This is a genomic window from Sphingobacterium thalpophilum (assembly GCF_901482695.1).
GTDB lineage: Bacteria > Bacteroidota > Bacteroidia > Sphingobacteriales > Sphingobacteriaceae > Sphingobacterium > Sphingobacterium thalpophilum.
Genome location: NZ_LR590484.1, coordinates 527,157 through 551,465, shown reverse-complemented (window position 1 = coordinate 551,465; position 24,309 = coordinate 527,157). Strand labels below are relative to the sequence as shown.

The 24,309-nt window shown below is 42.7% G+C and carries 27 protein-coding genes and 1 pseudogene; 14 read left to right on the top strand and 14 right to left on the bottom strand.

From position 1 onward, the window contains the following. Positions 1 to 42 precede the first annotated feature (42 nt). From FGL37_RS02410 to FGL37_RS02400, 3 genes are all read right to left on the bottom strand, one after another. Positions 43 to 921: a pirin family protein gene (locus FGL37_RS02410; protein WP_028069906.1), complete on the bottom strand. Its 879-nt coding sequence runs from the start codon at positions 919 to 921 to the stop codon at positions 43 to 45. A gap of 89 nt (positions 922 to 1,010) precedes the next feature. Next, positions 1,011 to 1,328: a hypothetical protein gene (locus tag FGL37_RS02405; RefSeq protein ID WP_028069907.1), complete on the bottom strand. Its 318-nt coding sequence runs from the start codon at positions 1,326 to 1,328 to the stop codon at positions 1,011 to 1,013. Next, positions 1,329 to 1,562: a hypothetical protein gene (locus FGL37_RS02400; protein WP_028069908.1), complete on the bottom strand. Its 234-nt coding sequence runs from the start codon at positions 1,560 to 1,562 to the stop codon at positions 1,329 to 1,331. It lies immediately after the preceding gene. A 274-nt stretch (positions 1,563 to 1,836) separates the two neighbouring features. Between FGL37_RS02400 and FGL37_RS02395 the strand changes: the two genes are divergently transcribed. After that, on the top strand, positions 1,837 to 2,556 hold the full coding sequence (locus tag FGL37_RS02395) for an outer membrane beta-barrel protein (protein WP_028069909.1): 720 nt from the start codon (positions 1,837 to 1,839) through the stop codon (positions 2,554 to 2,556). A gap of 73 nt (positions 2,557 to 2,629) precedes the next feature. Here the strand turns inward: FGL37_RS02395 and FGL37_RS02390 are convergent, their stop codons facing one another. Further along, the gene (locus tag FGL37_RS02390) at positions 2,630 to 3,196 is read right to left on the bottom strand and encodes an AAA family ATPase (protein WP_028069910.1); all 567 of its coding nucleotides are present in this window, start codon (positions 3,194 to 3,196) and stop codon (positions 2,630 to 2,632) included. A 217-nt stretch (positions 3,197 to 3,413) separates the two neighbouring features. Next, positions 3,414 to 4,232, bottom strand: a complete 819-nt coding sequence (locus tag FGL37_RS02385; protein ID WP_051606872.1) for a hypothetical protein — start codon at positions 4,230 to 4,232, stop codon at positions 3,414 to 3,416. A gap of 159 nt (positions 4,233 to 4,391) precedes the next feature. Between FGL37_RS02385 and FGL37_RS02380 the strand changes: the two genes are divergently transcribed. Together FGL37_RS02380 and FGL37_RS02375 are read left to right on the top strand one after the other, a co-directional pair. Further along, positions 4,392 to 4,925 (top strand): hypothetical protein, encoded by a 534-nt coding sequence (locus FGL37_RS02380; RefSeq protein ID WP_028069911.1) that lies wholly within the window; start codon positions 4,392 to 4,394, stop codon positions 4,923 to 4,925. 1 nt (position 4,926) lies between these two features. Next, complete coding sequence (locus FGL37_RS02375; protein WP_028069912.1) at positions 4,927 to 5,460, top strand: hypothetical protein; 534 nt, start codon at positions 4,927 to 4,929, stop codon at positions 5,458 to 5,460. Between the two features lie 5 nt (positions 5,461 to 5,465). Here the strand turns inward: FGL37_RS02375 and FGL37_RS02370 are convergent, their stop codons facing one another. The 3 genes from FGL37_RS02370 to FGL37_RS02360 are packed head-to-tail and all read right to left on the bottom strand — an operon-like array spanning position 5,466 to position 7,615. Then, a complete protein-coding gene (locus tag FGL37_RS02370; protein WP_028069913.1) occupies positions 5,466 to 6,719 on the bottom strand; it encodes an RNA polymerase sigma factor in 1,254 nt (417 codons plus the stop codon). Positions 6,720 to 6,769: 50 nt separating this feature from the next. After that, on the bottom strand, positions 6,770 to 7,108 hold the full coding sequence (locus FGL37_RS02365; RefSeq protein WP_028069914.1) for a YciI family protein: 339 nt from the start codon (positions 7,106 to 7,108) through the stop codon (positions 6,770 to 6,772). Between the two features lie 33 nt (positions 7,109 to 7,141). Then, positions 7,142 to 7,615: a carboxymuconolactone decarboxylase family protein gene (locus FGL37_RS02360; RefSeq protein ID WP_028069915.1), complete on the bottom strand. Its 474-nt coding sequence runs from the start codon at positions 7,613 to 7,615 to the stop codon at positions 7,142 to 7,144. Between the two features lie 287 nt (positions 7,616 to 7,902). Here FGL37_RS02360 and FGL37_RS02355 point away from each other — a divergent pair. Continuing rightward, a pseudogene (locus FGL37_RS02355) lies at positions 7,903 to 9,653 on the top strand (DUF885 domain-containing protein). A 37-nt stretch (positions 9,654 to 9,690) separates the two neighbouring features. Here FGL37_RS02355 and FGL37_RS02350 read toward each other — a convergent pair. After that, on the bottom strand, positions 9,691 to 10,668 hold the full coding sequence (locus FGL37_RS02350) for a GlxA family transcriptional regulator (protein ID WP_028069916.1): 978 nt from the start codon (positions 10,666 to 10,668) through the stop codon (positions 9,691 to 9,693). A 137-nt stretch (positions 10,669 to 10,805) separates the two neighbouring features. Here FGL37_RS02350 and FGL37_RS02345 point away from each other — a divergent pair, with 137 nt between their 5' ends. From FGL37_RS02345 to FGL37_RS02315, 7 genes are all read left to right on the top strand, one after another. Next, complete coding sequence (locus tag FGL37_RS02345) at positions 10,806 to 11,228, top strand: SRPBCC family protein (protein WP_028069917.1); 423 nt, start codon at positions 10,806 to 10,808, stop codon at positions 11,226 to 11,228. Between the two features lie 19 nt (positions 11,229 to 11,247). Next, positions 11,248 to 11,658 (top strand): DoxX family protein, encoded by a 411-nt coding sequence (locus tag FGL37_RS02340; protein WP_028069918.1) that lies wholly within the window; start codon positions 11,248 to 11,250, stop codon positions 11,656 to 11,658. Positions 11,659 to 11,745: 87 nt separating this feature from the next. Beyond that, complete coding sequence (locus FGL37_RS02335; protein WP_028069919.1) at positions 11,746 to 12,195, top strand: SRPBCC family protein; 450 nt, start codon at positions 11,746 to 11,748, stop codon at positions 12,193 to 12,195. 11 nt (positions 12,196 to 12,206) lie between these two features. Further along, a complete protein-coding gene (locus FGL37_RS02330) occupies positions 12,207 to 12,590 on the top strand; it encodes a VOC family protein (protein ID WP_037533293.1) in 384 nt (127 codons plus the stop codon). 119 nt (positions 12,591 to 12,709) lie between these two features. Next, positions 12,710 to 13,243: a GNAT family N-acetyltransferase gene (locus tag FGL37_RS02325; RefSeq protein WP_197734448.1), complete on the top strand. Its 534-nt coding sequence runs from the start codon at positions 12,710 to 12,712 to the stop codon at positions 13,241 to 13,243. Positions 13,244 to 13,391: 148 nt separating this feature from the next. Further along, a complete protein-coding gene (locus FGL37_RS02320; RefSeq protein WP_028069922.1) occupies positions 13,392 to 14,276 on the top strand; it encodes an ABC transporter ATP-binding protein in 885 nt (294 codons plus the stop codon). Continuing rightward, positions 14,269 to 17,910 (top strand): ABC transporter permease/M1 family aminopeptidase, encoded by a 3,642-nt coding sequence (locus FGL37_RS02315; protein ID WP_028069923.1) that lies wholly within the window; start codon positions 14,269 to 14,271, stop codon positions 17,908 to 17,910. Before FGL37_RS02320 ends, FGL37_RS02315 begins: the two co-directional genes overlap by 8 nt. Before the next feature lie 308 nt (positions 17,911 to 18,218). Here FGL37_RS02315 and FGL37_RS02310 read toward each other — a convergent pair whose 3' ends face one another. From FGL37_RS02310 to FGL37_RS02290, 5 genes are all read right to left on the bottom strand, one after another. Next, entirely contained in the window at positions 18,219 to 19,172 is a 954-nt protein-coding gene (locus FGL37_RS02310) for a nucleotidyl transferase AbiEii/AbiGii toxin family protein (RefSeq protein WP_028069924.1), read from the bottom strand. After that, on the bottom strand, positions 19,162 to 19,785 hold the full coding sequence (locus tag FGL37_RS02305; protein ID WP_051606874.1) for a hypothetical protein: 624 nt from the start codon (positions 19,783 to 19,785) through the stop codon (positions 19,162 to 19,164). The genes FGL37_RS02310 and FGL37_RS02305 overlap by 11 nt, the downstream gene beginning before the upstream one ends. A gap of 203 nt (positions 19,786 to 19,988) precedes the next feature. Continuing rightward, complete coding sequence (locus FGL37_RS02300) at positions 19,989 to 20,798, bottom strand: ImmA/IrrE family metallo-endopeptidase (protein ID WP_028069925.1); 810 nt, start codon at positions 20,796 to 20,798, stop codon at positions 19,989 to 19,991. After that, positions 20,767 to 21,189, bottom strand: coding sequence for a hypothetical protein (locus FGL37_RS02295; RefSeq protein WP_028069926.1), 423 nt, complete (start codon positions 21,187 to 21,189; stop codon positions 20,767 to 20,769). The genes FGL37_RS02300 and FGL37_RS02295 overlap by 32 nt, the downstream gene beginning before the upstream one ends. Continuing rightward, positions 21,186 to 21,797, bottom strand: a complete 612-nt coding sequence (locus tag FGL37_RS02290) for a hypothetical protein (RefSeq protein WP_028069927.1) — start codon at positions 21,795 to 21,797, stop codon at positions 21,186 to 21,188. Before FGL37_RS02290 ends, FGL37_RS02295 begins: the two co-directional genes overlap by 4 nt. Before the next feature lie 115 nt (positions 21,798 to 21,912). Here FGL37_RS02290 and FGL37_RS02285 point away from each other — a divergent pair, with 115 nt between their 5' ends. From FGL37_RS02285 to FGL37_RS02275, 3 genes are read left to right on the top strand one after another with little or no spacing between them, the layout of a single operon-like run. Beyond that, the gene (locus FGL37_RS02285; RefSeq protein ID WP_138096661.1) at positions 21,913 to 22,887 is read left to right on the top strand and encodes an SMODS domain-containing nucleotidyltransferase; all 975 of its coding nucleotides are present in this window, start codon (positions 21,913 to 21,915) and stop codon (positions 22,885 to 22,887) included. 31 nt (positions 22,888 to 22,918) lie between these two features. Next, complete coding sequence (locus tag FGL37_RS02280; RefSeq protein ID WP_138096660.1) at positions 22,919 to 23,272, top strand: type II CBASS E2 protein; 354 nt, start codon at positions 22,919 to 22,921, stop codon at positions 23,270 to 23,272. A 31-nt stretch (positions 23,273 to 23,303) separates the two neighbouring features. Then, positions 23,304 to 24,236, top strand: a complete 933-nt coding sequence (locus FGL37_RS02275) for an S-4TM family putative pore-forming effector (RefSeq protein WP_138096659.1) — start codon at positions 23,304 to 23,306, stop codon at positions 24,234 to 24,236. Positions 24,237 to 24,309 lie beyond the last annotated feature (73 nt).

Genomic DNA, 24,309 nt, shown 5'->3' with positions numbered 1-24,309 from the left:
CAGCTGTATATGGTTCTGGCGCCACGACACTATGTATTCATATCAACGGAGCACAATGCTGACATCCATCAACAAAATTTCGGTGTCGGCTGATGTCGCTTTTAATTTGATCTCAGCAGCGTTCCAGATTCCAAAACCGTCCCGCGTTTGAAGCTCCTGCCCTTCTACGGTGACGCTGCCATTGATGACAAAGATGTAGATACCGTTTCCTTCCTGCTTGAGTATATAATTCGTCTCAATATCGCGCTCAAAACGCCCTAAATGAAACCATGCATCTTGATGAATCCATACCCCTTCGTCTCCCGGATCAGGAGAGAGGATCTGCTGAAATTTATTCTGTCTCTGGGTACTGTCAAGTGTTATCTGATCGTATCGGGGAGTCACATTACGTTGGTTGGGGTATACCCAGATCTGCAAAAATTTGACGTTCTGATCCGCATTTTTATTATATTCACTATGCATGATGCCTGTTCCCGCGCTCATAACCTGAATGTCTCCTTTTTGGATGATGGCCTTATTTCCCATGCTGTCTTCATGTACAAGGGTGCCTTCCAAAGGAATACTGATAATTTCCATGTTATCATGGGGATGCAAGCCAAATCCGCGTCCTCCATCGACGACATCATCATTCAGGACGCGCAGTACGCCGAAATGCATGCGCTCCGGATTATGGTAATTGGCAAAGCTGAAGGTATGGTTGCTCTGTAGCCAGCCATGATCGGCATATCCGCGACTGGATGCGCTATGCAGTACGCTATGATTTTCAAGTTTGTCGTTGTTTATCCCCATATCATTTGCTTTCAGACCTTCCAAGGGTGCGATTTCATCGATATCGTTTTGCAACAGTTTGTCTGACGAAGCTGTTGTTGTAAAGATTCCGGAACCTAAAATTCCTTTTTTTATAAATTGATTCCTGTTCATGTGCTTACTGTTGTTTTAAAGTGTGTTGTTATAATATCCATTAAGGGTATCCTAGATAACTGTAAGATGCTGCTGCGTTCACGTAAGCTTTATTGGCGTGAAACCAAGCTGGGAAATAGACTGTAGATTTCATTTTTCAGGAGGCCGCTTCCACCACCATAATGATGTATCAGACCGATACTGTAGTCTAGAACTGATAAATGCGCCGTTATCGCCTGTTCTTCCAGCGAGGAGAGTCCTGAGCTCAACAGCAGTATATCGGCTGTGTTACTCGACAGATAGGTTTTACAGGAAGCAATATCCTGCTGGATGATGGCTTTCCAGCCTGTATTGCTCTCAATGAGCCGTTTTAAAGTATTCAGAATAACTTCATTTTTTCCAAATACAACGATGTTCAAGTTCTTCATTTACAACCTATTTTTAATGTTGGTGTAGACAACTGTGCTATCCTTTAATATCATGGAGACAGGACTCTCTTCAGCGACTTGTTGCAAACGTTGTTGTACCTCCTCCGGTATAGGTTGGTTGAAAAATATGTACCTTTCAAAGTAAGTTACAACCTGTTCTTTCTCAATACGTAAATACATATTGGCCGCAACGCTCAGGTCTCCAGTGGACAGCCCTTTCTTATCGATGTACATGCCTAAGGTGGTGAGGGTACCGGATTTTCTAGGATATATTTCATACGATCTGCTCTTTATTTTAATGTTGACAGAACAAAATTAGAATTCAATAGCCTCAATTTCATTGATGTAGTTCAAGAAATCGCAGGAATGCAGACCATTTTACTTATGCGTTTATCCAGTATCGAAATAAATTAATGGAATGTCAGATTCAATCGGCTAAAATTTACTAATTTTAGAAACAAATAAAATTGTGCTGATCCACTAAATTGTTCCATTTTTTAAATTATTTATGATAAAGAGATTTTTACTTACAACATGTTCAGCCGCTATCGTTCCGTTTCTGGCATTTTCGCAAACTCATGAGCTGCGTGTGGGTATCACTTCAGGCATTTCCAACTTCACCGGATCGGGCAGTGTCGGAAAGAGTGCATTGAATGGTTCCAGTCAACAAGAGTATTATACCAATAATCCTTATGGCAAAAAATATGGAATTAATCTTGGTGGGGCAGTCAACTACCGTTATGTTTTTGCCACTAACGTTATTTTGGGAGCTGAAGCTGCTTTCGAGCGCTTGCAGACCAAAGTGGATCTGGAGGGTAACGAGTTTGCGAACGGTAGCCGTGGGCTGACCAAGCTCAACCAGCAGTTTCTGAATTTTAATCCTTTTGTCGGCTATCGTGTTTTTTTCGAACCCATGTCAATGGATATGCAGCTTGGCGTTGACCTTGCCAAGACACTCAGTATGAAGGAAAACGGCAGTATCGAAGACAAACAGGGAAATAAAACCGAGTTTGATAGAGATAGAGGTAAGATAATCGAACTCGATATTCGGCCACGGCTGCAGTTCAATGTAAACTATGACCGTTATACGGTCTTTGCTAGTTATTCGTGGGGGCTTATGGATTATCGAAGTGGGCTTATCGGAGGGGACTTCGGGCCAGCGCGTCTCAATGTATTCCGCTTAGGTCTACAATATCAGCTCCTAAGACCGGTCGATAGAGCCGAATAGGCAGTCGTCCATCGAGGGAGCTGTATGGCAGCTTATGTTAGATCTCCGTGTGAAAAGGAAGCAGAAGCCTCAGTTAATAACGGGGCTCATTTAGATGCTGAAGTATAAACTGACAGCGCCGCTCGATCGATGTTTTTGGCATCTCTAACATTTGATACCCGAGCTGCTTATAAATATCGCTCATGAAGCAGAATGTAGCTTCGGCTTCCGCCCAGGTCTGCTTCCGTTCATTGTCTGTTGCGTAAATTTCACGCCAAGGAGGGAAAATAAATACTTTTTGATGGTAACGTAGGCTTTTGGCCTGTTCAAGCATACTTTTTTCAAAAATAAGGTTTTCCATCTCGATATAGGCCAGTGTGTCCGGAATGCCACGATCAAAGAAGATATGCGGTGAGCCGCTGCTATCCTTGTTTAATTCACAGCGATAGCTTTCAAAGGATGCTTCGAGCATCAGAGTAGCATAGCGTTGTTTGTTTTTCCAAGGCAGTCCATCGCCATTGGTTTCTATTTGTTGTTTAATGATACGGCGTGCTTCTTCGGCGACAGTTCCGAAGCCCTTCCGTTGTAAGGCAGTCCATACGGCGGTTTTGCCTACACCAGGTCCTCCCGTGAGGACGATAAAATTAGCAGTCTGTTTCATGATATTAAAGTTGATTGGAATTTACGGGCCCTTTTGCTGTGCTATACTAGCCTTGCGAAATTGGTGGAGTTGCTTTAAGGAGGGGTTATTGTGTATAGAACAACACTATGGAGCTTTAATTGCCAGTTTGGATAGAGATACCATCCTGGAGATGGTCTGCACCAAAGATACGAATTATTGTGCAGCACGTCAAGACGATAAGAGCCGACGTATTCTATCAGCCGAACAAGCGTTTCCAGAAGCCTTTTCCTTTATATTTGCGGGTCTCAGTGCTCCCGGTAGTTGTCATATGAGCGGGTTGGACCTGCACCTTTTCAATTTTCACGTTTTGTAGGATGTCCGGTCCAGAAGTGTTATTGCGCTGTTCAATATCGCCGATCTGTATGAAGGCCATTTGCTGATACAGCAATGGTCCCTCTTGATCACAGTTGGAGAGATTGGAATAGCTTTTGGATTCATTTAAATCCAAAGGCTGAGGTTCAACGACTTCTGTAGCCTCCAGGAGGCCTAGCCCGCGTTCTTTGGCATAATGTAGTGCTTTCAGAAAAATAGCAATACGTCCCTCTGAAAATATATGGTCCAGTTCCGAACGGACCGAAGGCCTACCGTCATAATCTACGAGCAGCTGTGCTACCTGCTCGGCAGGAATAAATACGCCCGAACAATAATTTTCGATGAGCCGGTTCCGTACCTTCCCGGTCAGCATATGCTGAGGAACGAACTGTTCCCACTTTTTGTAATAGACGTCTAACTGTTTGTTTCCTGAGAAGGATAGTGCAGCGCCACGGATATAAAAATAGGTTTCAAAAAAACCTTGAACAACAGCAATAAAAAAACCATGTGTTTTATCGAAATAGTCACTCTGGTCTGTTTCCCGGCCAGCATTTATCGTGTCCTGGTATTTTGTTTTGTAGAATTCTTCCAGATTATTGGCTACTGCAAGTTCCTCTACTTTTTCGGGATGCTCGATTGCCTCAAAATACCAGGCGTTGATTTGTTGCTCGGATATTGGATGGTAACTAATGTCATAGCCCATAATTAACGGTTTTTAATCTGTTGTTTTATATGTGTCTGCTAAAATATTAAAAATTAACATCTTAGGCAAGTGCAATCCTATTATCACCGGCTGCTTCGAAAGAACTGACTTGTGCGTGTAAGTTTTATTCGGTAGTTTCGAACAAATTAATATTTAAATATGAAGCACTTCCTATTTCTTCTTGCACTATCAGCAAGTTTAGCTTTTACGGCTTGTCAATCTCCAAGTCCTGAAAATTTTTTCGGCAAAGTTGTTCTAAATACCAACCTGATAGCTGATTTTGCTCCCGAACGTTATGGTAAACGCCTGGAGCAGGAAACTGTTGAATTTGCGGATATGCCATCGAGTAAAAAGCAGGGCGATGAAGCGCAGAAGTCGGTCGATATTAAAATTCAGACCGTCGAGAAAGCCATAAAAGATATCAAAGCGCTTCAAGTATCAGATGAGGATGCAAAAGCACTTCAGGCGCAGTCCGTTGCCCTGTTTGAAAAAGTACTGCCTATCTATAAAAACGAATATGCAGCCTATGCAAAATTGTGTGATACAAAGGGCCCTGATGCAGAGAAGAAAGCGCTGTTGCAGAAAATCAGCACAACATATATGCCCGAAGTTGACCGGGCTTTTGAACAGGTATATACTTTGGGGAAAGCGTATGCCGAAAAACATCATCTCAATGTGACATGGGGAAACTAAAATGGGAAATGAGATTAAGTTGTTCCGCAATAGAAGCAAAACAAAAAAGCTTTTATGGACGTCGGGTGCAGTATGTATCGCTCTTTTCTTCGTTTTATTGTATGGTCTCGGTGTTTTTGACGGCATATTGAAAATAAAACCCGCTATTTTTGCGGGAGGAGCATGTATCGTCATGCTGACCTTATTGATCAATAGCCTAATTAGTCTAAAAGATACTTCCGCTCAGATCGTGCTCAATCGCCATAATTTTCAGGGTAGAACCACGCCGCTGGCGAAAGCTTTTGGTGTAGGGAATTGGGACGATGTCACGGCCATTCAATTACAAAAAGTCGGAGGCGATGCACTGGTTGTCGTGTCGGTAACAAATGCCGCTTCATACAGAAGCCGGCTGTCGTCAATGCTATGGAAGATGGCCTTTGATGAACCATCACAGCAGTTGCATATCATGTATTCGTCCTCAGTGGTCGATGTCGATGCTACAGCGCTTTACGAATTGTTTATGCGCTCCTGGGAGGAGTCCAGGAAAGCAGTTTAGCCGTGTTATCCTCCATCGGACAATCGCGAATTGCAGAGTGCATCAATCTTACGTTGGATCGTTTCCTGTTCCAGTGGATTTTTGGTCAATGTTCTGGCACGCTGAAAATTCGCGATTGATTTTTCCCGGTCAATATCATTATAAAGTTCACCCAGCAGGACAAAATAAAAATGGTTGTCTACGAGATCAAGGTTCGTCGCTTCCACTAGGGCTGTTTGAGCACCTTTTGCTTTGTATAGCGCAAAGATCCTGTTGAGCAGGGTGGCAGAAGAGTAATTGACTCTGAGCAAGCGATCGTAAAGCTGAAGGATCTCCTTCCATTTTTCAGGGGTATCCGCTTTCGTACAATGGCATTGTGCAATTTTGGCCTCAATATGGTAGGATGTCAGTTCATCACCAGCTGCAGCGTTGTTTAAAAAATAAATGCCCTGGTGGATCAGGTCCCGATTCCAGAGGTTTTCATTCTGATGTTCATACAGCACAAATTCACCGTCGCTGTTGTGGCGGGCATCAAAACGCGAAGAGTGAAAACACATGAGGGCGATGAGAGCATTGGTTTTCGGGACATTCGTTTTTTCGTATCTTGCTAACATCAGGGCTAGTCGCAGTGCTTCAATACACAGATCTTTCCTTAAAATCTGATTTTGTGTTTTTGAATAATAGCCTTCATTGAATAGCAGGTAAATCACGTGCAATACGTTGTCCAGGCGCTTGACAATTTCGTTTTCAGGGGGTAAAAGCAGATCGACCTTTTCAGTACGTAATTTCTCTTTGGCTCTAAAGAGCCTCTTATTAATTGTTTCTTTGTTGGAGAGAAAAGCCTCGGCAATTTCATCAATACCAAATCCACAGAGTATGCGCAATGCCAGTCCGATTTGAGCTTCGCTCGCGATGGCGGGGGTACAGATGGCAAAGAGCATCTTGAGCTGACTATCTTCGATGTTCTCCCGGGAAAAGTTAAATTCGGAATTCGAAGCTACGATTTGTTGCTCCTGATGCAGATGAGGCATCACTTTCTCTTCAAAAATTTTGATCCTCCTGAAGTGGCTTAACGTTTTGCGTTTGGCCACGGTATATAGCCATGCCGTGGGGTTCGGTGGCAGGCCATTGGTCTGCCATGTTTCCGTTGCCAGCAAGAAAGTTTCACTGACAATGTCTTCTGCCACTTCAATGTACTGAAGACCAAAGCCTTTGGATATGACGGCTACTATTTTGGAAAACTCCTGCTGAAAAAGTTGTTTTAGAAAATTGGATTCCATAATAATATATCAAGGCAGCTGCGATTAAGCAGCTGCCGGAATAATACGTGTTACAGGAGAAGTTCCCGGATTTCCACACTTCCGCTGGATTCCAGTATAGGACAACCATGTGCCAGTGTGGTGGCCTCTTCCAGATTCTCGGCCGAAACGATGATAAATCCACCGAGTCTTTCCCGGATTTCAACAAATGGGCCGTCGGTAATCACACCGCCGGGTTTTAGGACTTTTCCTGTGGACACCAGGCGGGAGCCATGGCTGGACAATTTCCCCTGTGCCTCGATACCACTGATCCAGTCCTGCCATTTTTTGTTTATGGCACCTATTTCCTGTTCAGTTAGCTGCGGCTGCTCGCTGCCAGCCTGGCGAAATAATAAGATGAAATCTTTCATGCTATTGATTTATCTATTGAATATATGTTATCCTTACGTTGCCTGCACCTTATGCTGACCAACTTTGTAGCCGCCGGCTTCGGTACGGAAAGAAATATTAAACCGATTGTACGTATTGATAGTGGTTACAGCCAAGGTCAGATCGACCAATTCTGCTTCCGAAAACTCACTGCTCGCCTTGGCATAGACGTCGTCGGCGACGTCGCCGTTGGCGATTTTCGTCACGGCCTCCGCCCATTCTAGCGCAGCGCACTCCCGTGCAGTATACAATGGAGCCTCCCGCCAGGCATCCAATAGGAATAGGCGCTGTGGATTTTCCCCGGTGGCAAGCAGATCTTTGGAATGCATATCCAGACAATACGCGCAGCCATTGATCTGTGATACCCGAAAATAAACGAGGTGCAGCAGTTCCTGCTCGATTGTACAATTACTGAGGTAGGCACCCAATCCATACATAGCCTTCATGGCATTTTGTCCCTTGGCGAAAAAATTAATTCGTTGTTTCATTTTATTATTGTTTTAAGTGTAACTGATTTACACTACAATAATGATTGAAGTTAAAGAAATTGGACAGGAAGCGTTTAATATTTTTTAATTTATATATAATCACTTGTTATTTAATAAGTTATGTTGTTGTCTTTTTTAATAATCCGTTTATTGCCGGATAGGGGGCCGTGGAGATGGGGGCAGAAGTATAGTCGGTCCATTTAGAACAGCTTTGATTAGCCGGAAAAGGTTAGCAAAATTTTGCCGGAAATCGCTGGCAATATGTTATTTTTATTCAAATTACTCCAATGAAACTAACAACATTGATACTTTTCATCTTAGGCCTTGTTTTTTTTGCTTCCTGTGGCGCGGGCAGCAACAAAAAGCAGGCGCAGGCGGATACTGTGGCAAATGCAGAATTTAAGGCATACGAAGACCGCTTTATAGAGCAGCTCTGGCGGGAGAACCCCGAATGGGCGACACAGGTCGGATTCCATCGCTATGACTCCCTATTGACCATCCCCGATGCGCGCAGCAGGGAACAGCGTTTAGCTTTTTCAAAGCGGCATCTGGACAGTCTCAGCAGCTTTGATCTGAATGATCTCAATCTTTCGCAGCAGACGGATTACCATTTGATGCAGAATTATCTTGAATCAACAGTGTGGGCAATAGAAAAGGAGCGTTCGCATGAGTGGAACCCTTCTTCCTACAACGTTAGCGGAACCATTGCCTTTATGCTGGCTGAGAATTATGCGCCCTTAGACCAGCGCCTTCGGGCTATTCATCAGCGCATTGTTCAGATCCCAGCTTATTATCGGGCCGCACAGCAGCAGATCAAAGCTCCTGCGCAGGAGCTGACGGATCTGGCGATACAGCAGAATCTGGGAGGATTATCGGTATTTGAAGCTGATCTGCGAGATTCTCTGCAAAAGTCAAATCTTTCGGCCACCGAGAAATCGAATTTGCAGACAGCAGCAGACAGCGCCATGAATGCGATAAGAGGTTTTGTAACCTTTCTTAAAGAAACCCCGAATCCTGCCCCAAGAAGTTTTAGGTTAGGGCAGGAACTTTATGAACAAAAGTTCAAATTTGACATTCAGTCCGGTTCTACAGCAGCGCAGATTTACGATGCTGCCGTGGCGCGCAAAAGCTATCTCCACACCGAGATGTACAAAATTAGCAAAGAGCTATGGCCTAAATATTTTGGGCCTGCTGCTCAGCCGACAGATAGTCTCGTACTGATCCGTAAGATGATCGATACCCTATCTGTCAACCATGTGAAAGCTGAAGATTTTCAGGCAGCAATTGAAGCGCAGATACCGAAACTGGTGGAGTTTGTGAAAAAGAAAGATCTTCTCTATATCGATGATAGCAAACCATTGATTGTGCGCAAGGAGCCTGCTTATATGGCCGGGGTTGCAGGAGCGTCCATCAGTGCACCCGGTCCCTACGATAAAGGGGGAAATACCTATTACAATGTAGGTAGCCTGAACGGTTGGACCAAAGCGGCTTCTGAAAGCTATCTACGGGAGTATAACCACTACATTTTACAGATATTGAATATCCACGAAGCTATTCCGGGGCACTATACGCAGCTGGTGTATGCCAATCAGTCGCCGAGTCTCATCAAAAGCGTGCTCGGTAACGGAGCAATGATCGAAGGCTGGGCTGTGTATACCGAACAAATGATGCTGGAAAATGGTTACGGTGACCGTGCGCCTGAGATGTGGCTGATGTGGTATAAGTGGCATCTTCGTACCGTATGTAATGCTATACTGGATTACAGTGTGCACGTGAAAAACATGAGCGAGAAGGAAGCTATGCATCTTCTGGTGGACGAGGCTTTTCAACAGCAGGCCGAAGCAGCAGGCAAGTGGAAAAGAGTGTCAGTGAGCAGTTAACTTCCTATTTTACGGGCTACAAAGAAATTTATGACCTACGCGAAGCCGTAAAAAAAGAGGAAGGGGCACAGTTTAATTTGAAGGCCTTCAATGAGAAATTTTTAAGCTTTGGTAATTCACCGGTAAAATATATTCGCGAGATGATGCTGGCAAAGTAAGCGAAGACTGCAGATATCCGATACAGAGGCGTCGGTGCTATGAAGCTTCGGCAACTTTTGCAAATTTATTGCGGTACTCGATCGGAGTAAGACCAGTTATCTTTTTAAAGATATCGCGAAACGCTTTTGTATCGGTATATCCCACATCATACATGACCTGGGATACATTTTTCCGCGAAGCTTCGAAAAATTTCTTTGCGGCTTCTATACGGACGCGCTGGATATATTCGACCGGCGTATTGTTGGTTGCTTCTTTAAATCGTCGCTCAAAAGTACGACGGCCGATGTTGACCAGATTGGCAAGGTCTTCCACTGTGATTTTTTCCTCATATTTCTGTTCAATAAAGTCCTGGGCTTTTTGGATGTCCGCATCGTCATGGTTCCGCTGTCCTCTGAATATGGCAAATTGGGATTGGCTGTCGCGACTGATATCGAGTGCAAAATACTTCGCTATCATTACTGCGGTCTCCCGATCAGAAAACTTTTCAACCAGATAGAGAATCAGGTTCCATAAGCTGCTGGCACCTCCACTGCTGTAGATATTGTCGTTCTCCGTAATCACGGCCCCATCTTCGATTTCAATGGCGGGGTATTTTTCCTTGAATTCACTGATATAGGCCCAGTGGGTGGAGCATTTTTTTCCGTCCAGCAGTCCTGTTTCGGCCAATAGAAACGCCCCTACGCACAGACTGGCCAGGCGTGTGCCTTTAGCGTGCAATTTTTTAAAATACGGTATTGCATCGGCGTTGTCCCGGATGCCATTATCGATGTCCCCGAAAGTAGGCGGTATAATGAGCAGGTCAGTCTGGGTAACGTCCTGAAGCAGCCGGTGCGTTCGGATGGTATATTCACCACTATTTGCTGGGACATAGTCACTCAGACCCACATATTCCACCCGAAATATAGGCTTCTTGCCAAATGCTGTCAGAAATTCATTGGCGGTATGGAACGTTCTAAATGCGGGCGTAATGCCTTCAATAGTACCATATTGTGGAACAAAGACAGAGATCTGCATATCTTATTAAGTTTATAACGTAAAGGTACAAATTGTTTTTGTCGTAATCCACCCCTAAAGTTGTCGGTTTTACGCCTTACCTGCTGTGCAATTCCTTTGCATCTTTGCTATATCATTATAAACAAATACATAAACTCATGAAAAGACAAACAAAAATTAAGGTTGAAGCAACGGTAAACGCACCGGTAGAAAAAGTATGGCAACAGTGGAATACTCCGGCCGATATTATGCAATGGAATGTGGCGGATCCGAGCTGGCATTGTCCGAGCAGCCAGAATGACCTCCGGGTAAACGGGACATTCAAAAATCGTATGGAAGCGAGAGACGGTAGTTTCGGATTTGATTTTGAAGGCACCTATGACAAGGTGGAGCTGTATCAGGAGATCGCCTACATCCTGGCAGATGGCAGGAGGGTTAGCACAATTTTTTCCCCCAATGACGGAAGAACAGTCATGACCACTGTCTTTGATGCGGAAGAAACCCATGATCCTGAGTTTCAGAAACAGGGCTGGCAGGCTATACTCGATAACTTTGTTAAACATGTAGAATCAAAAAATTAACAACATAAAAGCTGAAGTCATGAAAAAGAATAGAATTATTTTTTGGGCTGCGACACTATTTATTATCCTCTGGGAAGGCATTATGCCCTTGAGCACCTTATTGTTTGCGCCGCAATATGTCAATATGGGCACAAAACCGTTGGGGTATCCTGATTATTTTGCCTATACATTGATTATTTGCAAAGTCTTGGGCGTCATAGCTATAGCCATGCCTAAGTTTCCGGCTAAACTTAGGGAATGGGCATATGCCGGGTTGACCTTCAATCTGATCTTTGCCTTTATTAGCCACGCCTGTGTAGACAAGAATATCGCCTATATGCTGATGCCACTTATCGTATTGGGTATTCTGATGTTATCGTATCTCTATAGGGGCAAGATTAGCCGTTCGGGCCAATTGTCACTTGGCGGTGCGGCGTCGGCGTTGTCCTAATACATGCGGCGGGAAAGCTTGCTTACAGAGCGGATAGCTCGCCATAACGCATGCGAATAGCAATTTACTTATAAAACTATATTAAAAATGAAAACAAATCGTGTTTCTTTACATCGGATTATTCAGGCTAGCCCTGAAAAAATCTTCCGTGCATTCTCGGATTCAGCGGCCTACGCTTCCTGGCTGCCGCCCTACGGTTTTGTCTGTACTGTGCAACAGATGGACTTTAAAGTTGGTGGAAGTTTCAAGATGACCTTTATCAATTTCGGTACCGGAAACGGTCATTCATTTGGTGGCGAATATCTGGAAATTTCGCCCGATACCCTGATTAAATATGTGGACCGGTTTGACGATCCCAACCTGCCGGGAGAAATGACCACAACAGTTTCGTTGCGGGCAGTGTCCTGCGGCACGGAGCTGCAAATTGAACAAACTGGTATTCCCGAGGTTATTCCTGCGGAGATGTGTTATCTAGGCTGGCAGGAGTCTTTGGAAAAGATGAAAAAGCTCGTGGAACCCGTAATACCAGACGCATAGTTCAACCAGCCATGGAAGGGTTAAAAAGTGGGGTGTTTATCACATTTTCGGGCAATTGCAGAAAGGCACTTACGTTTTACCAAACATGTTTCGGCGGCACCTTAGAGTTCCACATGTTTGGACAGGCTGTGGACGGAAATTCAGAAGTTCCAGTGGTAAGTGCCTCTCTGATTGCCCCCGGGGTGATTATCTATGGGTCGGATCTTGTGCATGACGAAGGAAGAAAAATAGGGAATTATGTTTCTATGTTTTTGACCTGTCCGGACGTTGCCCGCCGTAGAATGCTGATGGCAAAACTGGCACGGCCTGAACGGCCGCCGTCGGCTGACAAATTGCATGATAAATTGGTGGAGGTGGTCGATCCTTTTGATGTACGATGGATACTGAGCATATAAATTGCTCCGCTGTGAGTCAATCGCTATTATACTGAGTCCCTTCAATGGAGTGAATCTGTATCCTTTTTCATTGCGATGCGAATGATAGCTTTGTATAACACATCAACAGTTAATGAGATATGCAACAACTGGATATACAGATACGCAACAGTACGATAGACGATATAGAACATATTTTCGGACTTTATCGGATGGCAACCGATTATCAAAAATCAAAATCCATGGTCTCCTGGCCGGAGTTCGCCCATGAGCTTGTCGAGGCCGAAGTAAAGGAACACCGGCAATGGAAAATGCTGATCAATGGGCAGATCGCCTGTGTATGGGCCACAACGTTTACTGATCCAGAGATTTGGGAGGAGAAAAACGAAGAGCCGTCGGTATATATCCATCGGATAGCTACCGATCCGGATTTCAGAGGCAATAATCTGGTTCGGCACATCGTCAGCTGGGCTATCGGATATGCCGAATCAAATGATAAGCAATATGTGCGTATGGATACTGTTGGTGAAAATAAAAGCCTTATTAAGCATTATACCGGATGCGGTTTTGAATTTTTGGGTTTGCGCAAATTGCGCAATACCGCCGGATTACCCGCACATTATGATAACGCGACGGTGAGCTTATTTGAGCTCCGGATTGACCCGGAGCTATAGGCGTTGGCCATCTGTTCAACTGTTAACTGTATTGGCTAAATTCAGCCAGTATTGAGCCGCTCTGCTCAAGGCTGCATAATTTTTAGTATATTGCTGTAACAAACTATCGTTTCAGTATACTAATGGCTTATTAACAGTTAACTTATTTATGAATTTATCAATAGAAAGACTCAGCAAAACCTATCCTAACGGCGTAAAAGCGCTAGATGACGTCACTTTGGAAATAAAACCCGGAATGTTTGGCCTATTGGGGCCTAATGGTGCGGGGAAGTCATCTTTGATGCGCACGATAGCAACACTTCAGAAGCCCGACAGTGGAAGCATCCGTTTCGGAGATATTGATGTGCTTAGTAGGCCGATGGATCTGCGGCGGGTGCTGGGCTATCTACCACAGGAATTTGGCGTTTATCCGAACCTTTCTGCCGTAGATCTGCTGCACTATTTTGCTAAGCTCAAAGGTATCAAATCCAGTGTAGACCGAAATGCCGTCATCAATCGCGTCCTTGAAGTCACCAACCTCTGGGACGTGCGCAACAAAAGTGTCAGCGGCTACTCAGGCGGTATGAAACAACGCTTTGGGATTGCACAGCTCCTGTTAAACGATCCCAGGCTCATTATTGTCGATGAGCCCACTGCCGGACTGGATCCGGCGGAGAGGCACCGTTTTTTGAATGTGCTCCGTGAGATCGGTACCAATCATACGGTGATCTTCTCGACCCATATTGTGGATGATGTACGCGAACTGTGCCATGAGTTAGCCATTCTCAATGGCGGGAAAATCCTTTTGCGCGGTACACCAAAGGATACCATAGCGCAGTTGCAGGGTAAGATATGGGTGCGTGTCATTGGGCGTGACCAATTGGATGAATATACCCAGACGCATGAGGTCATTTCCTCAAACTATAATCAGGACAATACGCTCAATATCCGTGTTTTTAGTGCCGTACAACCAGATGAGTCGTTTGTAAACGCTCAGGCGCAATTGGAGGATGTTTATTTTGTTGCACTCAAAACTGACCGGCACCATGTTTAGTTCTATCTTTAATTTTGAGTTTACACGTTGGTTTAAGAATGCTACGGTCTATATCTATATAGCGATATTCTTTTTGTTGTCTTTGCTCATTATGCTGTCTTCATTGGGGATGTTTGACGGCGTTACGGCAACCACATCTTCCAACACGATCAGAAATTCGCCTTGGGCAATCAATGAAATGATCAACGGAATGTCTTCACTGATCTATTTTTTAATCCCTTCAATAGTTGGCGCCTGTGTGTACCGGGATTTTCAGTATAATGTACATACCATCCTATTTAGCTACCCTTTTACGAAAACCGATTACCTGCTGGGCAAATTTTTCGGGTCAATGGCGGTGGTGCTGGTCATTGTGCTGGCTTCAACGCTTGGAATTGTGGTTGCCCAGCTGCTTCCGGGAACCAATCCTGATCTTTTGGGGCCAGCGCGTGTATTGGCCTACATCCAGACTTATGTGATCCAGGTGATTCCTAATCTGATTGTCCTGAGCGCGATTATTTTCGTCCTGGTAACCCTAACTCGCAATATCTATGTTGGTTTTGTTGCGGTTTTGGTCCTTATCATCCTCCAGGTACTCGTACAGAACTTAACCACAGAGGCGGAGAAGCTTTACCTCGGAGCGCTGATAGATCCCTTTGGGGACAGCGCGATTTCCTATTATACCCGTTATTGGTCCCCTGAAGAAAAGAATGTAAACAACCTGCCTTTGGCTTCGGCCATTATTTATAACCGGCTGATCTGGCTCGGTGTGGCAGCATTGTTCATAGGCATATTTTATGCGCTATTTTCATTTTCACAACATTCCATCGCGCTGAAGACAGGCAACAAGGCAGCCCGGTTAACAAAAAATAATTTCGATACGATCTTTAAGATCAATCTCCCCAAAGTTTCCTATGACTTTTCGGTGCGGCACTACATGGGGACTATGTGGACCATGGCACGGTATGACTATCGTTATATTGTCAAAAGTCCCGTTTTTCTGATTATCACCCTTGTCGGGGTACTGTTTATTATTTTGATGGCCAGTACTATCGGGGCTATATTTGGTACTTCCACCTATCCAGTTACCTGGAAAATGCTGCTGATCCCCGGGGCGACCTTTAAGTTTTTCCTGCTGATACTGACTTTTCTATTTTCGGGATTGCTTGTCCATCGCGGTTCAATTACCCGTATGGGCAGCTTGCTGGATACGACTCCGGTACCTAGCTGGGCATTGCTGGGATCTAAGATTATGGCCATTATCTTGATGCAGCTGACGCTGCTGCTGGTTGTGATGTTGACTTGTATGGGCATACAGGCCTACCACCAGTATTACCATGTTGAACCAGGGCAATATCTGATGAGCTTAATGGTGTATGGCATGTTGTCCAACCTGACATGGCTTTTTATCGCGATTTTTGTGCATACCCTTTTCAGGAACTATCTCGCTGGATTTTTCGTGCTTTTAACGTTATTTATCGGTTTGCCCTTCTTGTCGATGCTGGGTGTGGAACAGGCTATTTTTCAGTTTAACCAAGGGCCGGGGTTAGAATATTCGGACATGGACGGATTCGGCTATATCCTGCCATTTTTGACTTATAGGCTGTATTGGTTGCTGTTTTCTCTGTGTTTTCTCGTGATAGCACTGCTCCTATGGCGAAGGGGGGGATTTTCGGGTGTCAGAGAGCGTATGGCGATAGCTAGGGCCAATATGAGCACAGCGAATATGGGACTATTGATTGCCAGTGCCATTGGATTTATGGGCATTGCGGCTGCCATATATTATGAAAATCATATTAAAAATCCGTATTATACCAGTTTGGATTATGAAAAACAATCTGTGGAATGGGAGAAAAAGTATAAAAAATATCAGGACCGTCCGCAGCCGCGCGTCGTTGACGTCAAGTTTAATATGGACATCTTTCCCTCCAAACGCAGCTTTAAGGCGCAGGCGTCCTACGTGCTGAAAAATAAAACCACTTCGGCCATTGATTCGATCTTTATTAACTATAATGACTATGACTACAGCTTTTCGTTCAATGTATCCAATAAATTGATTTCGACCGATGACAAATACAATTTTAATATCTATAAGCTGGATAAGCCCATGGCTCCGGGGGACTCCATCGTGTTCAGTTTCAGCACTGTCAGCCCCGCTAATACTTGGGTGAACCAAAAATCGCCGGTTAAGGGCAATGGTACGTTCATCAACAATATGGTGTTTCCGAATATCGGATATTCTGATCGGAGTGAGCTGGTGGACAATGATATACGGAAGAAATATGGTCTTCCTCACCGCGACCGTATGGCGCCGCCAACCGATCCAAAGGCCCTGAAAAACAATTACATTTCGAATGATGCGGACTGGATCCGGTTTGAAGCGGTCGTCAGCACGGATGCTGATCAGTTAGCCATTGCACCGGGATATCTCATCAGACAATGGGAGAAAGATGGCCGCAAATACTACCAGTATAAAATGGATTCGGAGATCCTGAATTTCTTCGCATTCAATTCTGCCCGTTATGCAGTCAAAAAGGAACGGTGGAACGGTGTCAATCTGGAGGTTTATTACCATAAATCACATCGCTATAATCTCGACCGGATGATAGCTGCCAGTAAGGCGTCTTTGGCATATTATAGCAAGGAATATAGCCCATATCAACATCGGCAGCTTCGTATCGTCGAATTTCCGCGGACAGCAGGTACATTTGCTCAGTCATTCGCGAATACCATTCCCTTTTCTGAGGCGATTGGTTTTATTGCCGATGTTGACGAAAAGAAGGATGACGCAGTAGACTACCCTTATGCGGTGACGGCACATGAGATTGCACATCAGTGGTGGGCGCATCAAGTTGTCGGGGCCAACGCTCAGGGAGCAACATTGATGTCGGAGAGTATGTCTGAATACTCTTCACTGAAAGTGCTCGAAAAAAGATATGGAAAGGGGCAGATGCGTAAATTCCTCAAAGATGCCCTGGACGGCTACCTCAAAGGCAGAAGTGAAGAACGGCTGGGCGAGCGTCCTTTGATGTATAATGAAAATCAGATGTATATCCATTATCAAAAAGGTTCCTTGGTCCTCTATGCTTTGAGCGACTATCTGGGCGAAGATGTTTTCAATCGTACCGTACAATCTTATTTACAGAAGACCGCTTTCCAGAATCCGCCTTATACGACGTCGCTCGAATTTGTGGATTACCTCCGTGGGGCTACACCTGACTCGCTCCGTTATCTGATCAAGGACATGTTTGAGACAATCACGCTATATAATAACAAGGTCGTGAAAGTCAATAGCAAAAAACTAAATAACGGTAAATATCAGATCGACATACAGTTTGAAGTGTCCAAGTATCGGGTAGACGCCAATGGTAAGAAGAGTTACAATGATCCGGGGGAAAAGCCATTGCAGTTCAAAAAATCTGAGCGCGTGACGGTGCAGTCGCTGCCCCTCAGCGACTATATTGAAATCGGAGTTTTTAGTAAACCAAAGGAGGGGAAGGGGAAGCCGCAGGAGCTTTACCTCAAGAAGCACCGTATCAGTCAGATCAACAATACCCTGAAGCTAGTCGTGGACGCTCCGCCGTTTCAGGTGGGTATTGATCCATACAATAAACTTATCGACGTGGATTCGGATGATAATCGAAAGGAAATTTAGGCAAATGAGAACAACAATGATCGGTTAAATAAAAAATCCCCATAATGCTATGGGGATTTTTTTGTGCTCCCACCTGGGCTCGAACCAGGGACCAAAAGATTATGAGTCTGATGGTCATATATCTTGGAAATGGTTGAAAAACGCCATTTCTGCTTTACAGAAGCAATATATGAACAATTTTTGAAATCCCAAAATTTTCTTCCGTTACGTATTTGTTACGGTTTTGTGGTGATTGGATGGTGATGTTACGGATTGTAACGTAGATAGGTTATTGTTTAGGTTGTGGGCTTTGGTTAGTAAATTCCTTTTTAGAGTTTTTCGACGTACTTGCTTATTCTATCTATGAACAGGTCAAATTCGGGTTGACCTTTGTAGTAAAGAGCGGCTGAACTTAGGTACCTATCCTTAAAGGATTTTCGCAATTCCATATCATGAAGCAGAAAAGCTTGATTTTCGGCAACAGAAATTTCAAAGTCCACTTTTGGGAATCGTTTAGCTTTATGGGCATAGTAAGCATCTGTGCCAATGAACTCTTGTATCTCTTTCTTTCCCAATAGGCAGTAAATATCATAATATTGTCTCATGAAATTCACATCATTATTGCCAGTCTCGATCTCCTTACGGAATTTGGTAGCAATGGTTTGTAATTTTTCAACGAATGTGTACCGTGGATCGTAGCAGATTATATCAATCGCCCGGTTATCAATGATGTCCACATCATTTTGTACCGCCCTATCATAAGCCCATGAACTTATGGATATTTTGCTATTGGGAGCAACATCGTCAAAGCCTGCTTCCAATAATATACCGTCTTTTACACCCTCTATCGGGGTCGTATGACTATTGTAGTGTAACCTAATCCCTCCGCTACGGTAATAGTTCTTGTCATCAAACAGGGTATCCCTTTTTACCGAAACAATCCCGTCTATCTTAATAGAATCCACAAGCCAGTCATAGAAGTTTTTTCTTGCCGCAACGGTATTTGGTTTTGTATTATTAGGGTTTTCGTTGACTTTGAGTTCAGCAGGTGGTTTGATATGAATATCAATGTCCTCCGAAAATCGATCGATAATCTTAAAGCCTTTGGATAAAGAGGTACCGCCTTTTAGTTCAAATTCATACCCTTGTTTCTGCAGGCCATACAAGGTGTGCATGATCCAATAGTCCTTTTCTACTAATCCGGCTTGTATCGCAGTTTCGTCCTCAATGATGCGAAGCAGATCAGTAAATTGACTATGGTTGTGTAGATAATCAGAGGGCATATTTCAAATCCTTAGAAGCTCTATGATTTGGCATATTGTGTTTAGAAACAACCGGGGCGAGTATTCTCTTGGTTTTGGCCGTGCCGTATAAGGAAACAGAATTGGCCAATTTTCTGACATCCATTGTTTCAGCTTTTTTCAAGACATTTCTTAAAACTCCTTGTTTATCCTCTGCAAGCCTGTCAAGATTATTAACCAAATCAACCAACAAGAACTCTTGTGTTAGCTTATCTGGAAAATGGTGTTTTACCTGAAAGTCGAATTTCCGATTGCCAAGTGTAAACTCGCCGTGACGCTTATGGTTGTAAACCTTCCTTAAGTTATAAAGTTGTGTTGTACCAACGCCTAAACTATTGTATAGATTTGGAGAGGTCAACAAAAATCGATCGTCTTTCAAAAAGCTACGAACCAAAACATCTTCTTCCGGTGGTGTTTTACCAAAAGCCGTTTCTTTAGGATAATAATATACTCCTTGTGAAAGCTTTTGAAGTGTACCGTCTTTTAACAAAGCTTCAAGATGCCTGTCTACGGACTTCGACCATTGGGTTAAATCCGTTCTACGATAGACTTCTCCTTTTTTCAAACGTTTTCTTAGTTCATCCAGCTTTGTCATAAGCGATTGCTTTATTTACAAATATCGGAAATTCCTACGAAATGTAAAAATATGAATTGAAAATTCATGCAAAATTATAAATAAAGCGATGAACAAATTATGAAATCTTACTGTTTTAGAAATTTAGGTATTTATGTTTTGCTCTGATGAGTACAACTTGTAAAACAAATCCGATACATAGTTTATAGCTCGCCCCTTAATATTTATCTTTCCCATATTACACTGATTGTATAGTCGTACGATTTAGCAAATAAACAATACTCATAAAAACGAGTATCTTCCTCGTCGTCGTCCCTCATTCTCAACCAATCTGATTTCCAAATATCCTGTTTGAGTTCATCCCCTACGTAAACTCGTTTTGTCATGTATAATTCGTAAGCAACTGAGCCAGTGGGTGGATGTCTGTCCCTTTCAAATTCTATGAAGTACCTAAAATCAGGTGATGGTTTAAACCATTTCATTTTATTGTTTTTACAAAACACAACGCAGACAGGGTGATTTCCAGCTTTTACGAATTTAAGTATTGCAGCTGTCTTACTCACCTGAAACCTCTTGGATAAATAATCAATTAGAGCTGGGCCAAAAACCTTTCTTTCACATTCCTTATAGAAAACTGATGATGGCATCAAGAATTCAGAAGCGAATTCGTTTGCTTCCATTTCATGCGGACCGCCATGAAACCAACTCATTAAGTCTTCGTCCGTATCAGAAATTATTGGATAAAGATCTTTATGCATTTCGAAATGTCCCAACTCATGTGCCGCCGCAAACCTCTTCTTCGTTTCATATTCGATCTGCGAGTTTATGGTAATAATAGATTTTCCTTTAACCGTGATGATTTCTCCTTCTTTTCCGTGAAGCGGCTTCTCTTCATAGAAAGCTCGTCTTCCAAGAATAATCTCCTCCAACGAAAGCTCCGTAGGATCATCTAAACCACATTCGCTCAAAACCTTTTGGGCGATAATTTCTGCCTTTGTAAGTTTAAATGTTTTCGGTGTTGGAATCATCTTCATCCATGAGTTTAAGTGTGAAATGCTTGACTAAAATTGCTTTAATATCTTCTTTAGACAAGGACTCGAAATTTCTGAAATTCAATGATAGTTTTTCTTTAAGCATGAATTCTCTAATTGAAAAAGAAGCCTGATTTAATAGGGTTTCTGCCCAGTGAATAGCTTTGTCTTTAACTGATTCAGCTATAGCCATATCTGCTTTCGTTTGTTTGGCAGCATTTTGAAGCTGCATTTTCTTTATTCTTTTTAATCCCTCTGATAGTAGATTGTCAGGATTTACCCCCTCTGATGATAAAAATTGTCTTGCCTGTTCTTGATTGGAGCTAATTGAGTCCAAGTCAGAAACAACCAATCTGATAAAATCAGATTTAGTATATTTTGTGCCTTTACTCATATTTTGTGTTCCGTTAAATCAAATTTATTCACAACGTTCCTAATTATCGTTTTTAACCGTCTAAAAGCGTTATCATAAGTGCTTTCGTCCATTTCAAACTCCTTTATAATCTCTCTTCGTTTCATCCCAAAACCGTAGACCGAAACAAATATCTGTTCGACATCATTTTGTCCCTGAACGGCATCTGCAATTTCGCTCATCACATTTTCATAATCTATTTGTTGGTCAAAAAATGCCTCAACAACAGGAAATATCGATTCGATATAACTTTCAGCATTATCTCCATCCGCCATGGTATCCGCCATGCCAAAAACATCTTTAGTCGTTTTATTCTCATCGGATCGAATGTCATTTGATACAAGAGTTCGCACGATGTTATACTTCAAATAGTCTTCTAAAGAACCTTTTAGCGGATCATATTTTTGTGGATTTTCCAAATATCTTCCTATAGCGTCAAAAACATAGTCGTCAATTTCTTTTCCTTTTAAAAAGGATGTAGGATTTTTACCTCTAAACCAAGTTTTACCTTGTAAAAGTCTCCTTGTATGCGCATGGAGAATTAAAATAATGCTTTCCCAATTTGGTTCTTCTGTGTTTATGTCACTCATTATTCCCCGACTTAATTATATAATGTTACTGAAATTATCTTTTTTACAGTCATCTGCAAAAAATACTTTTTCGATAACATATACAAGTATATGCAAAATATTAAAGAAAATACATATGACATTACTACAAGCTATTAATCGGTTTATTGATAATATTTCCGTAACCGATAGACAGGAAAGCAGTATTAGAACCTCCCTGGACAATATCAACTATTACCTAAAGAATAAGGATAATAGTCTGCATGTAAAACGTACCTTTACGAATGGTTCTTATGAGAGGGATACGATTATAAGGCCATTGAATGACATTGACATCTTTGCGGTATTGGATATTGAAAAGTGGAAGGATGATTTTGGACTGTTACCTACACCCCAAGATGTGTTAACAGCTATTAAAGATTATTTGAATGATGTTCCCGATTATAAAGGAAAGGTCAAACAAGATAGGCCCTGCGTTACCGTAAAATTATCCGATAAACATTTCGATATACTGCCTTGTTTTGAATTATATGGAGAGGGGTATCAAATCCCTAATCATGATCTTAGCGGTTGGACGTACAGTTATCCGGAAAAGTTGCAAACAGATTTGGACAACATCCATAAGGAGAGGGGCTACAAAGTCAAGTCGATAATCAAGGCTATAAAATACTGGAACCGGGATTTGGACAAGCTCATCCCGTCCTACCATATTGAAGAAGCAGCCATCGACATCTTTTCCTTTTATGGCTTTAAGAGTTTTCAGGAGGGGATTGAGTTATGGTTTGAGCATGCAGGGACCTATCTGGTATCAGCAAAATTTAAATCCTACAGGCAATACGAGAAAGCCATTGAAAAAGTAAATAACGTCGTAACGAAATTGGAGAAGGCAGCTGAAAAATGCGGAGAAGGTGAAGAGACTGAGGCCCTATTGATATGGAAGGATATTTTTGGAAAGGATTTCCCGACAATTGATCCGGAAGAAGCGAAGAATTTTTCCAAGGCTATTAGCGAGGGGACATTGAAAGTTGCCGGTACGGGGTTGTTATCCACGGTTTCGGGTTATTCAATCACTGCATCAAGGGGATATCATGGCGGTTTATCAAAAGAATAAGAAACACAACCCTGTCGTCCAAATTATGGCGATGAAATCTAGATATCCCCAATTCAACGCGAAGCGGGAGAAGAATGGGGATATCTCTTTTAAGGGGAAATTACAGGTTAAGCCGGAACTCCCTGTGTATACCATTAAGGTAATTTACAGAGGAGACAATACACCGATAATACACATCCTGGATCCTGCTCCACTAAGCGGCGCCCCACATATATATTCAGACACTGAATCACTATGTTTGTATCATCGTAGTAACTTCAAGTGGACAGCGAGCAAACTGATTGCCAATGAAATTATGGGTTGGACGGCGGGCTGGATATATTTTTACGAGTATTGGCTTCAGAATGATGAATGGATCGGACCGGAAGTACCACATAGCCTCTAACCAGATTAAAGTAATTATTAATATCAAAAATATGGCAAATAATATACCAGTTAGACAAAATGAGCAAAGACAGTTGGAACGGCTTGCTGCACAACGGGAATTATATTCCGCGGCAAAAAATTATTTCGGAATCCAAACAATATTTACCTTGCTTGTCCCGGTCATATTATCTGTTTTATCTCTGTTTATAGCGGGGATTTCACCCTATTCCGCCTTATATGGAGTTCTCATTTTTGTTCTGGATATGTTGTTTATAGAACCTGTCATTAGTCGGAAGAAAAGCAAGGCGGCAAAGATTCAGGAACTTTTTGATTGCAGTGTTCTCTCGTTAATCCATTCACCCCTAAAGGTCGTAGATGATGTCAACGTCGAAGAAGTCCTCCAGTACTATGAAGCCCATCAAAAAATCGCAACCAACATCGAAAAGATAAAAGATTGGTATCCAAAAGTTGTTTCGGAAGTGGATATCTCAATCGCCCGTATCATCTGCCAGCGATCGAGTTGCTGGTGGGATAAAGGTCTACGCAAAAAATACTGTAAACTACTAAAAATCGTGACAGTAATAATACCCTTGACTATCTTGGTCATCGGTTTCCTAAATGATATTCCTCTTGTGCAGTTTGTCCTTATATCCAGTGCTCTTGTTCCTTTTTTTCAATTCACAATAAAACAATACAACGATAACAAAGATATGGATTGGCGGTTGAACAAGCTGACAGCTTATATCAATGAAACTTGGCGAAGAATTTTAGATAATTCGATTTCAAAAAGCCAATTAGATATTGAGGCACGTAGGATACAGGACGGAATATATGATAATCGAGTAAATGCACCTTTAATATTTGATGTCTTTTATAAATGGTTTAGAGACAAAGATGAAATTACAATGAATAGATCTGCTGAAATATTTGTGAATGAAGTAATGAAACATCGTTCTAACTTAAATGATGAATCAAATAGATAGTTAATCTTTCTGAGGCACAACAAAAATCCCTGACCCAATAAAGAATCAGGGGCTTGGATGGGCTGGTTCGAAT

Bases quoted from the DNA above. Each gene is read 5' to 3' on its own strand.
- FGL37_RS02370 (WP_028069913.1), bottom strand. From the start codon at position 6,719: ATGGAATCCAATTTTCTAAAACAACTTTTTCAGCAGGAGTTTTCCAAA.
- FGL37_RS02405 (WP_028069907.1), bottom strand. From the start codon at position 1,328: ATGAAGAACTTGAACATCGTTGTATTTGGAAAAAATGAAGTTATTCTG.
- FGL37_RS02295 (WP_028069926.1), bottom strand. From the start codon at position 21,189: ATGAGTAAAGGCACAAAATATACTAAATCTGATTTTATCAGATTGGTT.
- FGL37_RS02300 (WP_028069925.1), bottom strand. From the start codon at position 20,798: ATGAAGATGATTCCAACACCGAAAACATTTAAACTTACAAAGGCAGAA.
- FGL37_RS02400 (WP_028069908.1), bottom strand. From the start codon at position 1,562: ATGTACATCGATAAGAAAGGGCTGTCCACTGGAGACCTGAGCGTTGCG.
- FGL37_RS02350 (WP_028069916.1), bottom strand. From the start codon at position 10,668: ATGCAGATCTCTGTCTTTGTTCCACAATATGGTACTATTGAAGGCATT.
- FGL37_RS02380 (WP_028069911.1), top strand. From the start codon at position 4,392: ATGAAGCACTTCCTATTTCTTCTTGCACTATCAGCAAGTTTAGCTTTT.
- FGL37_RS02325 (WP_197734448.1), top strand. From the start codon at position 12,710: ATGCAACAACTGGATATACAGATACGCAACAGTACGATAGACGATATA.
- FGL37_RS02385 (WP_051606872.1), bottom strand. From the start codon at position 4,232: ATGGGCTATGACATTAGTTACCATCCAATATCCGAGCAACAAATCAAC.
- FGL37_RS02360 (WP_028069915.1), bottom strand. From the start codon at position 7,615: ATGAAACAACGAATTAATTTTTTCGCCAAGGGACAAAATGCCATGAAG.
- FGL37_RS02335 (WP_028069919.1), top strand. From the start codon at position 11,746: ATGAAAACAAATCGTGTTTCTTTACATCGGATTATTCAGGCTAGCCCT.
- FGL37_RS02305 (WP_051606874.1), bottom strand. From the start codon at position 19,785: ATGACAAAGCTGGATGAACTAAGAAAACGTTTGAAAAAAGGAGAAGTC.
- FGL37_RS02310 (WP_028069924.1), bottom strand. From the start codon at position 19,172: ATGCCCTCTGATTATCTACACAACCATAGTCAATTTACTGATCTGCTT.
- FGL37_RS02315 (WP_028069923.1), top strand. From the start codon at position 14,269: ATGTTTAGTTCTATCTTTAATTTTGAGTTTACACGTTGGTTTAAGAAT.
- FGL37_RS02280 (WP_138096660.1), top strand. From the start codon at position 22,919: ATGAAATCTAGATATCCCCAATTCAACGCGAAGCGGGAGAAGAATGGG.
- FGL37_RS02395 (WP_028069909.1), top strand. From the start codon at position 1,837: ATGATAAAGAGATTTTTACTTACAACATGTTCAGCCGCTATCGTTCCG.
- FGL37_RS02330 (WP_037533293.1), top strand. From the start codon at position 12,207: ATGGAAGGGTTAAAAAGTGGGGTGTTTATCACATTTTCGGGCAATTGC.
- FGL37_RS02390 (WP_028069910.1), bottom strand. From the start codon at position 3,196: ATGAAACAGACTGCTAATTTTATCGTCCTCACGGGAGGACCTGGTGTA.
- FGL37_RS02410 (WP_028069906.1), bottom strand. From the start codon at position 921: ATGAACAGGAATCAATTTATAAAAAAAGGAATTTTAGGTTCCGGAATC.
- FGL37_RS02285 (WP_138096661.1), top strand. From the start codon at position 21,913: ATGACATTACTACAAGCTATTAATCGGTTTATTGATAATATTTCCGTA.
- FGL37_RS02365 (WP_028069914.1), bottom strand. From the start codon at position 7,108: ATGAAAGATTTCATCTTATTATTTCGCCAGGCTGGCAGCGAGCAGCCG.
- FGL37_RS02345 (WP_028069917.1), top strand. From the start codon at position 10,806: ATGAAAAGACAAACAAAAATTAAGGTTGAAGCAACGGTAAACGCACCG.
- FGL37_RS02320 (WP_028069922.1), top strand. From the start codon at position 13,392: ATGAATTTATCAATAGAAAGACTCAGCAAAACCTATCCTAACGGCGTA.
- FGL37_RS02375 (WP_028069912.1), top strand. From the start codon at position 4,927: ATGGGAAATGAGATTAAGTTGTTCCGCAATAGAAGCAAAACAAAAAAG.
- FGL37_RS02340 (WP_028069918.1), top strand. From the start codon at position 11,248: ATGAAAAAGAATAGAATTATTTTTTGGGCTGCGACACTATTTATTATC.
- FGL37_RS02275 (WP_138096659.1), top strand. From the start codon at position 23,304: ATGGCAAATAATATACCAGTTAGACAAAATGAGCAAAGACAGTTGGAA.
- FGL37_RS02290 (WP_028069927.1), bottom strand. From the start codon at position 21,797: ATGAGTGACATAAACACAGAAGAACCAAATTGGGAAAGCATTATTTTA.